Origin of the sequence: Actinoplanes sp. NPDC049548 (assembly GCF_040676695.1) — a bacterium.
Classification (GTDB): Bacteria; Actinomycetota; Actinomycetes; order Mycobacteriales; family Micromonosporaceae; genus Actinoplanes.
On the sequence record NZ_JBFAPM010000051.1, the window covers coordinates 1 to 9,551 of the forward strand.

The following is a 9,551-nucleotide window of genomic DNA, read 5'->3' on the forward strand; positions in this document are numbered from 1 at the left end:
ACTCAGATCGAAGAATCACGCGGTGGCCGCCTCACGTCTACGCCCAGGCCAGCTCAGCTACGGACCTGCCGCACACCACTCTGCTGGACGCAACTACAGCCCGAAGACGCTGGCCCACTTGTCCGCCTTATCGAGACTTCTCTGCAAGAGCAGGAAAGCGCCCAGCCCGGCGACCACCACGCCAGCGCAGAACGCCGCCACCCACCTGCCCATCCGGTTGCCTTCCGCCATCGGTTCATGGTGCAGCGTCACAACGCCGAAGCGAAGTCACCACCCCAAACACTCACCGGTCATGGTCCGTCGTCGCTATCAGCCGGCTACCCCCTGTCGCCCGACATCATCACGGCGACCGGCCCCGCCCCGCTGCCCTGACTCACGCGTCCGAGCGTCAACCTAACGGTCATGAATTCTTCGTTTGCGGCTCGTGACATGGTTCTGACCGGCAACCCCACATTTGGGGAGCCGAGCCGAAGTGGCCAACCAACCGTCGCAGCGGGAGCCAACTTCCGGTCGTAATCCGCTCCCGGGGGCGAGGTCAGCGACACACCGACTGGCCAACTAACTGTCGCAGTCACACCGCCGCTACGGGGTGAACCGGCGCGACGTCTACCTGCTCCGCACCGAAACCGGCTGGCAAGTCCTCGGCCGCCAGGGCGGCGCCGACGGCACCGAGGCAGCCCACACTTCAAACACGAAGACGACGCCCGCGCGATGCTCCAGCAGATGCGCGACACAGTGCCGCCAGAATTGTCGAACTGGGCGAAGATGCCACCTCCGCAACGACGCTTATTGTCCCGGCTTCCAGCGCGCCTTCGGCACGGACTAAAGGCTGGCATCCTCCACATTCGCCACTGCTCTTCTCGCACAAGTGCTCGCATCCGCCGGGACAGGGCCAGCGCGATCGGTGTCACAGGACCGCCGCCAACAGGGTTCCGGCGAACCTGCGTAGCCGTGCAGATCGGTGGACCACCCCGAGGGCGCTGGAGACCGCCTCGCCGAGGAGTAGGACGATCGTCAGGGGCGATACAGGCAAACGCGCCGAGCACGGTGTGTCGCAGCACTGCTCGTCGGGCGCCCGTGCGGCTAGGGCTGTCGCGAGTGCCCATGTCGTGCTGCCGTCAGTTCGGGTCGGGAGTGCAGACTGTCAGGAACGATTTGCGGTTTTCGCGTTGCACGTCCGACGCGTCCATCCAGCCGCTCTGGCCGAACAGGTAGCTTCCGGACGGGTGCTCAGCTGACTCGCGCAGGACCTGGGCGATGTCGACCCTGGCACCGAACGCCTCCGGGCCGTTGACGGAGAAGTTGAGCCAGCTTGCCTTGGTCCAGTCGTAGCCCGCGGGCAGTGGTTTCTGCACCTTGAGGGGTCCGCTGGTATCCAGAGCGGGTTTCCCGACACTGGTCAGCAGGTCCATGTGTTCCACCAGCACTCCGGGCTGCGGCGCGGTCCACGTCTGCTGGGTGCTGTTCTGGGTGCCGGTGTCGAAGATCAATGTCAGGCCGGTGACGCCGGAGCACGGGGTGCCGGTCCAGAGCTTCAGGACGCCGTCGTCGACGCGGAACCCGGCCGCCGGTGGCAGCGACGGCGCGAATTGGGCCTTGGTCTCGCACGCGGTGGTCAGCACTGCTGCGAGCAGGGCAGCGCAGGCGACGCGCAGCCATCTAATATCCGCCATCGGAAAGCCCTGCGTCTTCCTCGGTCTCGTTGCCGCCGGTGATCTTCTCCCACGCGTACGAGGCGAGGAAGCCGGTGTAGCCTTCACGTGCCCATTGCTGGGAGTGCCGCTCCTCGTGGTGCAGCAGCCGGTCCGTGTCAAGACTGCCCTGGTAGGGGCCGTCGTCGCCTTCGTACCATGCGTGGCCCGAGGTCACCATGTCGCGCAGTTGCTGTGCCGCATCCTGAGGGTCGTCGATGTTCACCATGAACGTGTCGCCCCACGTCGTGCCGCCGCGCTGGCTGAACTGGTCCTGGATGAGGTTGCCGCCCATGCCCATCATCATGCCGTTCGGAGTGGTGACCAGCCGCCCGCCGTTACCGTGCACGAAGTCGACATCGTCGTCGTAGCTGAAGGAGTTATTCTTCTGCCGGTCGATGATGCGCTGCAGTTCATCGGAGCCGTACGGGGCCGGCGTGAAGTCGGTCGGCTGGCCTTGGGCGCCGTAGTCGGTGCCCGCGTTCAGGATGTAGGTCATCCGCACGGCCTTGGCGGCGTCGTCCCCGCTCATGCCGATCGGCATCAGGAAAAACGACTTGGCAATCCCGTCGCCGTCCTCGTCCTCGCGGATCTCTTCCATCGCGTCGAGGATCTGAAAGTCCTCCGGCGTGATGTGGTGGTCGGCCGCCATCCTCAGGATCGTCTCGGTCGGCACGCCTCGGCGCACGGCGTTCTCGAGCCACTGCCGGTACTGCCCCGAGGCGGGCGGCCCGGTCAGCAGCCCGGTGTCGCGCAGCGCCTGCTCGAGGTCGACCACTCGTGCGTCGATGTCCCCGCCCTGGCCCGCGCCGGCCAGGGTGGTCGCGCCGTGGTCGCTGATCTGGCGGTCCTGCGCGAGTTGCATCGTCCGGGCGAGCGTGGTGTCGATGGTGTTCGCCGTGGTGAGGATCGCCCTGGTTTCCTGCTCCAGCTGCGTCTTGATGGTTTCGCGGTACCGCTGGGTCTCGGCGCGGTCCTCGGTCTCGAACCGCGACCTGGGCGCAGGGTCGGCGGGTTTGTGGTCCACGATCGCGCCGTCGGCGGCGATGTGGAACTGGTAGGTGTCGGCGAGGGAGTCGTTGTTGGCGATCCGGCTCTTCAAAGCCAGCACGTCGTCCGCCGCGTTGTACAGGGCCCGTTCGACCGCGGCCAGCTCCGCGACCAGGAGTTCGGCATTGTTGCGGGTACGTCCCAGCGAACTGCGTGCCTGCTCCCCCGCGGTGCCGTGCCAGTCGGGCAGTTTCCCGGCGTCGTCGAGCTCGTCCTGCAAGCCGATGAGTTTTTCCTGCCGGCTGCGCAGACCGGTGGCCGCCGCCTCGAGCGCCTTATCGTTCCATTTCCGGACGTCGTCGTAGCTGACAGTCATCAGCCGAAGGCTCGTCTCGCGGCGTCATCGCTGTCAGCGTAGGTCTGCGCGACCGCCGTCACCGATCTACCCCACCGGTCGATGTCGTCGGCCCATGTCCTTGCGCGCTGATTGAACGTCGATGCCAAAGTGGGCGCACTCGACGCCGCCACCCCACCGGGCAAGGCTGCCGCGATCGCGTCCAAGCCGGCACCCGGGTCCACCGCCCTGGCCTGGTCCGCAGCAGACCCCGCAGCCTCGGCCGCAGTCCGCAGCTGATCGATCTGGACCTCGAACCCGCTCATCGTCCGCGACCACTCCTTGAACCGGTCATCGTCCGGCACGCTACCGAAGCTTCGCCAGCGCCGCCTGCCGCTCCCCAACGGCCAGCCGGGAAGCCGCGTCACGCGAGCGGCCTACCCCTGGGCCTCGGCGTCTACCCGGAACGACTGGCGGGGGTCGCCGAGGGCTCCCTGACGTCCGCCACCACAAAGCGGAAGGCGGAGGCAGGCAGCGGCGACCAACCATCGCCTCAGACCGGCCTGCAGGAAGCGGTCCGGCATCCCCCTGCTCAACGGCCGCCCGCACCACCGCAGCAACCCGGCGAAGGAACACTGCAGATTCGCGATCGACATCCTCGCCGAGCTCGCGGCCCCTGAAGGCGTGCACACAGGCCGCCGGCTACGCCGCAGTCTCACCTGGGGTACGTGCTCCTGGGCGAGGACGACGCCGCTCGCGTCGCCCTGGCGGCGGCTCGCGAACACTGGTCGTCGAACCTGCCCGATGTCACAGCTCGCCTCGACCTGGCTCGACGCGTTGCTGACCCTGGCCGAACGTGCGACCCCTTGACCCCCAGCACAACGCCAGCTGGTCTCGTACGGCGTCCGTGGAGGTCAGCCGGTCGTGCGTGGCACGGCACGGGTTGTTCAGGTCTGGTTGGTTGCTGTACTTCCCTGCTGTACGGCTGGCCGTGGTTGGGACCAGGAGGCAGTCCAATGCGCTTAAGGAGACCCTTTCATTCGTCCCGCGAGTCGCCTCAGCTCAACCAGCCACCGTTGTGGTCGGCCATGACAAAGCCGCCGATGTATGCCGTGACGGTGTAGATGAGCCAGAGCCTCCAGAGCACGCCGGCGCGTGCCGCTTCTGCGGACGATTTCCAAAATTTGTCTAGGCGCGTCCTCGGCTCACGAAGCTGCCTTCCGTTGCGCAAGATCGTCGGCATCAACGCCCGTTCACGTCGCGCCCACACGCGCTGCGGCACCTTCCACTTCAAGCCTGCGAACCCGCCGGACACCAAGATGAAAGAGAGAAGCCCGCACAGTTGGCTCGCGGTTGAGCTTTCTGCGGCGCCGAAGGCCTCGGCAACCTCATTGCCGAAAACTAGAGGAGGTCCGAGTACGAGCGCGGCCCCCACGTACGACAGAAGTATCCCGCCGACGACGAGTAAGACAGGCATTTCGGGATAATATCGTTCGCTGGAGTGGTTCTACGGAAATCATCGCTCACGACACGACACGGCCGGACGCTGGCGGCCTATGGGACGACCTCTTCCATCTCGAGTTCACGCAAGACGGTCGGATGCGGCTGCGTACGAGGTCAGGCGTGGTCGACCGGTCGGGCTCGGCGGCTTGGGGGCTGGTCGGTTGCTGTACTCCTGTGCTGCACGGCCACGGTGGCAGGGACTCGGCGTCCCTGCTCAGCCTGGAGTCCGGAACAGCTCGCGGCGTATCTGCGGGTGACACCCGAACCAGCCGCACTGGCACGTCTGCCACGAGACCATCTATCAGGCGCAGTATCACGGCGGCCGCGGTGGCTTGAACCGGCAATTGACGCGTCGGCTGCGCACCGGGCGCCCGCGTCGCCGCCGCAGCGATGCGCGTCAGAGCCAGTTCGCCGCACCCGCCGTGCTCATCGATCAGCGGCCGGCTTTCGGCCGCCGTCGACAGCTAGCCTGATCCCGGCGTAGGACGTGGCCTGGATCGCTAAGAGCTCTGCGACCGACGCAACGAAGCAGCCGCCTGGAGCCCTTGAGCCTCTCTTGAGCGACGCAGTCAATGTCACCACTCTGCGGTATCGCCCAACTACGCACCGGCATCATCGCCCCGACATGACTGTGAGTGATCTCTCCCTGCAACCGGTCTACTCCCGTCCGCGCACCGATCGCCGATGGCGTCGGCATGTTCTGCGAAGACCGCGAAAGGTGAATGACTTGGTAACGCCCCAGTACTTGGCGCCGCTCTCCCATCGCCTAAGTCAGTTAGCACGCACTCGCCTGGCCTGGGCCCTACCGCTCACCGTCCTGGCGAGTGGCCTCTTCCTCGTCAGCCCTGCGGTGGCCCAAGCCGACGTCTCCCCGACAATCCCGGAGCCATGCCTGACGGTGGCGGACGGTGAAGCGGACGCCGTAGCCATGGCCGTCCGTTGTCAGACCCAGGTAGAGATTGCCGACGCCACTACCGAAACGGACCAGGCCACCGCGTTGCCTGATGGCAGAGTCGAGTTCGAACATCGGTACCGTCCGGTCCGGGTAGAGCGAGACGGCGACTGGGTCCCCGTTGACACGACGCTGCGGATTCAGGCCGACGGTTCCATCGCGCCCAAGGCCGCCGCAGCCGATGTCGCGTTTTCCGGCGGCGGGACTGATCCCATGGTGAGCGTCGAGAATACCGACGGCGAGGTGGCGTTGTCGTCGCCGTGGGGGGCACTGCCCGCGCCGACTCTCGTCGGAAACACAGCGACCTACCATGAGGTTCGACCCGGTATCGACTTGCGACTTACCGCTGACGTCGATGGCTTCTCGCAGGTGTTCGTGGTCAAGACGCGTAAAGCCGCGAAAGACCCGGCCCTGAACAAGTTGAACTTCGAAATTGGGACCGACGGCCTGGTCGTCGCCGCCAGCAAGGCCGGCAACCTCAAGGTCGCCGACGCCGAGACCGGGCGCCTCGCGTTGACCGCGAGCACCCCGGTGATGTGGGACTCCGACACCGCGGCGACGAATGCGCCCGTGGCGGCAGCGTCCACGGAGACCGTGTCGGACAGCGACAAGGCGCAGATGCCGGTCACCGTCGGGGGCGACATGATGTCGATCACCCCGGACCAGGAGATGCTGGACGCGCCCGACACGAAGTTCCCGGTGTATGTCGATCCGAGCTTCACGACGTACCGCACCGGCTTCGTGATGGTCACCGCGAGCAGCCCGACCAGCACCTACTTCAACACCGCGGACGACGCCCTGGTCGGCAGTAACAACGGCGTCAACAAGTGGCGAACCTTCTTCAACTTCTCCACCGCGACCGCGCCTTTCGTCGGGAAGCAGGTGCTATCGGCAGATCTCAGGCTTCAGGAGAAGTGGTCGGGTTCCTGCACCCCCACCCCGCTCGATGCCTACGCTACGTATGCCGCTGGCAGTACCACTACGTGGAACAACCAGCCGATCTGGAGCACCAAGCAGGACACCCAGACGGTGGCGAAGGGCTACTCGACGAGCGGCATGGGCGGCGCTTCGGCCTGCCCGGCCGGCGAAGTCCGCATGGACATCACGCCGATCACCCAGCAGGCCGCCGACCGGGGCGGCAACATCACCATCGGGCTGCGTTCGCCCGACGAGACCAAGGTGACCTATTGGAAGCGGTTCGAGAACAACCCCAAGATCTCGGTCATTTACAACAGCCTCCCGCAGCTGCTCACTCAGCAGACGGACTCCACCGGCAAGTGTGTCACCGGCACCAGTCGCCCCGTACTCGCCACTAATACCCCCACGCTTCGTGCGGCCTACTCCGATGCGGATCAGGATCCGACCACGACGACGTTTGAGTGGTGGCCGCTCACCGGGTCAGCAGCTATCGGATCAGGGTCCCAGGGTGCGGTCCCCGCTGGCGCGAGTGGGGCGGTAGCCATCCCGGCGGGCAAACTCGCCGCCGGCGCCTCGTATAAGTGGCATGTCAAGGCCTATGACGGTTCCTCCTCCACCGAATGGTCGCCATGGTGCGAGTTCACCGTCGAGCCGGCCGCGCCGGCTGTCACGTCGACGAGCTACCCGAGCGACACGTGGGCCGGAGGTGCCGCCGCTGCCGGCACATTCAGGCTGACCCCCGCTGCCGGGCAAACGGCTGCGACGTACGTGTACGGGTTGAACACCAATCCGCCAACGACGCAGGTAACCGCTGCCTCCGACGGCTCAGCCACGATCACGATCGCGCCGGGCGCAGTGGGAATCCAACGCCTCTATGTCCGTTCAATCAACGACTCGGGCGTTCCCTCCGCGATCACCTTTTACCAGTTCGGCGCGGGACGTGGCGCTGAAGACTTCCGCACGCGGCCGGAGCGCACCATGACCGCCGCGGAGACCTCCGCACTGGCCGCATTGCAGCCAATGGCTCTGACGTTATTGAAGAACCGGGCCGCGGTTCTCACCGGCGGACAGCCGGTCGGCACGATTCCGCTCTGGACCGGCATGACAACCCAGGAGGCGGCGGCGACCATTGACTTGCAGAAGGCACGCAACGAACTTGCCGGCGACAACCTCTCGTACACGACCGCCGCGGTAACCGTGCAGGACAGTATGGTGCAAACCATGGGTAACCAGGCACTTCTCTGGACGACGGAGTCGAGCGTCCTGACACCGCCCACGGGAAGCACCGAGCCGGCCAACGAGTACAACGCCGACCGCGTCTTCGTCTTCGCCGCGAACGGCTCCTCGTGGAAGCTGACGGACGAGGCACTGACCAAAGCAGGCGGCTTGCCTCCGATGACCGAACCGATCAGCCAGTTCGACGCCACGGTGCAACCGCAGGTCCAGTACGACACAACAGCCACTACCGACCAGGCCCTTTACGGCGGTGCGCCGACTGTGGAAGCGAGCAGCGAGGAGGTGCTGCCGCCCGATATCGCCGCCTCTACAGTCGGCAATGACCCGATGGGGACGGCAGCAAAGGTCGACGACCCGTCGGCCGGGCTGGGCGACACCGGTGCCAGTGCTGCGTATTCGATTCAGAGCATCCCTACGGGGCTCTGCTACTCGTGCATGGTGAATTACGCGAGGAAATACGCCAAGAAGTACAACCCTTCGTATCGGGCCTTCAAAGAAGAGGATTGCACGAACTTCGTGTCGCAGGCTCTGCGTGCCGGCGGGTGGAAGGACGACTACGGCTGGTATTGGAGCTCCGACAACTGGTGGTACAACTCCGATCACCAGACCTACACCTGGGCCGGGGCGGACAATTGGTCGCGCTTCGCCAAGAAGCGAACCACTCACCTGGACAACGTCTGGAAGATGCTGCCCGGCGATGTTCTGCAGGCCGACTGGGACGCTAACGGGACCAAAGACCACACGATGATTGTGACGAAAGTGAGTAAGGGGGAAGTCTATCTCAGCTACCACTCTAATGATGAGCTCGACAAACCCCTGAGCAGGATTATCAGGGAGATGTGGACGGTTCACCCGTCCACCGTCTACTACGCATACCGCACGTGATCATTCGCGTCAAAGAAGCAGGGGAACGAGTGTCCACGACCGATAAGTCACGTACGCTTCGGCTGGTCCTGGCCGGGACGTTCGCTCTGGCCGCCGTCGCTGTCTTCCTGTGGTGGTGGCTGACATCCACTCAGAATTACAAGCTTCAGCTACCGGCCACAGAACAAGCCAAGTTGACCGCTACGGTACTTCCGATCGTAGAGTCGAAACTGGCAGACACCGACTCAGGCGAACGCCTAGCCTGCGCGATCAAGATTCTCGGCACGGAACCTGCGGACGCCAGAACGGCGGACACAGTCACCACCGCGTACGTCCAGACACTCTGCGCAACCCTCGACACGGCGGTGCGTACCGAATCGCAACAACCGGCCGTCGTGCGTCTAGGCACCCCCGCTCAGGTTGAGGTTCCAGGCGCGGCGTTCTACAAGGAACGCGTTCAGAAGCTCTTCCCAAAACGAATGCAGGACGCCGCATTCGACGCCCATAACATCAATCAGGACGCCGAGTTGGAGATGAGGGTGAAGGAACTCGCCAAGCCGGGGAAACGGTAAAGAATACGGCTAGAATTTGAGACATGATGCTTGGCCGAGGCGATCGCCTCGGCCAAGCTGCTATCCGGCGAGCGCCCACACCGGCGAACTGGAAGCGTGGACGCCGGCCCGTGAGTTCCCATTGGCTGCTCGGCGCTGCGATTCGCGCCATGCGGGGAAGACGGCGCATCCCGCCGCGCGGTTCGAGATGTACTACAACGTCCCACCCGGCTGGGCGCCACGTAGGAGACGGCGGTCATACTCGGCTCGCAGCCGACGTGGCCGCCGTTTCTCGCGTCCCGACCGCTCCATCAACCGACCTAGCTTGCCATCGTCGGCAGTCCAACGGTGAAAAGGTCCGCCGTCCCTGGCGGCCGTGACGCCGCGTACTAGTACCAACGCCGTTCAGTTAAGCGGGGGTCTGCTGCACCGACAGGTGACAGGTCAAGTCACGCGGCCTGACTGGCCGGTGGGGTCATGATGGTCTCGTACTCGATAGGGGTCAATCGGGC

At 65.2% G+C, this 9,551-nt stretch carries 7 protein-coding genes; 2 read left to right on the forward strand and 5 right to left on the reverse strand.

The window, feature by feature from the left end; all coding sequences use genetic code 11:
* Window positions 1-93: 93 nt before the first annotated feature.
* From AB0J80_RS38265 to AB0J80_RS38285, 5 genes are all read right to left on the reverse strand, one after another.
* Entirely contained in the window at window positions 94-231 is a 138-nt protein-coding gene (locus AB0J80_RS38265) for a hypothetical protein (protein ID WP_364714718.1), read from the reverse strand.
* Between the two features lie 887 nt (window positions 232-1,118).
* On the reverse strand, window positions 1,119-1,622 hold the full coding sequence (locus AB0J80_RS38270; RefSeq protein WP_364714720.1) for a hypothetical protein: 504 nt from the start codon (window positions 1,620-1,622) through the stop codon (window positions 1,119-1,121).
* Window positions 1,623-1,659: 37 nt separating this feature from the next.
* Window positions 1,660-3,057 (reverse strand): hypothetical protein, encoded by a 1,398-nt coding sequence (locus AB0J80_RS38275; protein WP_364714722.1) that lies wholly within the window; start codon window positions 3,055-3,057, stop codon window positions 1,660-1,662.
* Entirely contained in the window at window positions 3,057-3,380 is a 324-nt protein-coding gene (locus AB0J80_RS38280) for a hypothetical protein (protein WP_364714723.1), read from the reverse strand. Before AB0J80_RS38280 ends, AB0J80_RS38275 begins: the two co-directional genes overlap by 1 nt.
* Window positions 3,381-4,072: 692 nt before the next feature.
* Window positions 4,073-4,492: a hypothetical protein gene (locus tag AB0J80_RS38285; RefSeq protein WP_364714724.1), complete on the reverse strand. Its 420-nt coding sequence runs from the start codon at window positions 4,490-4,492 to the stop codon at window positions 4,073-4,075.
* Between the two features lie 753 nt (window positions 4,493-5,245).
* Here AB0J80_RS38285 and AB0J80_RS38290 point away from each other — a divergent pair.
* A complete protein-coding gene (locus tag AB0J80_RS38290; RefSeq protein ID WP_364714726.1) occupies window positions 5,246-8,509 on the forward strand; it encodes an amidase domain-containing protein in 3,264 nt (1,087 codons plus the stop codon).
* On the forward strand, window positions 8,506-9,060 hold the full coding sequence (locus tag AB0J80_RS38295) for a hypothetical protein (RefSeq protein ID WP_364714728.1): 555 nt from the start codon (window positions 8,506-8,508) through the stop codon (window positions 9,058-9,060). Before AB0J80_RS38290 ends, AB0J80_RS38295 begins: the two co-directional genes overlap by 4 nt.
* Window positions 9,061-9,551: the final 491 nt, after the last annotated feature.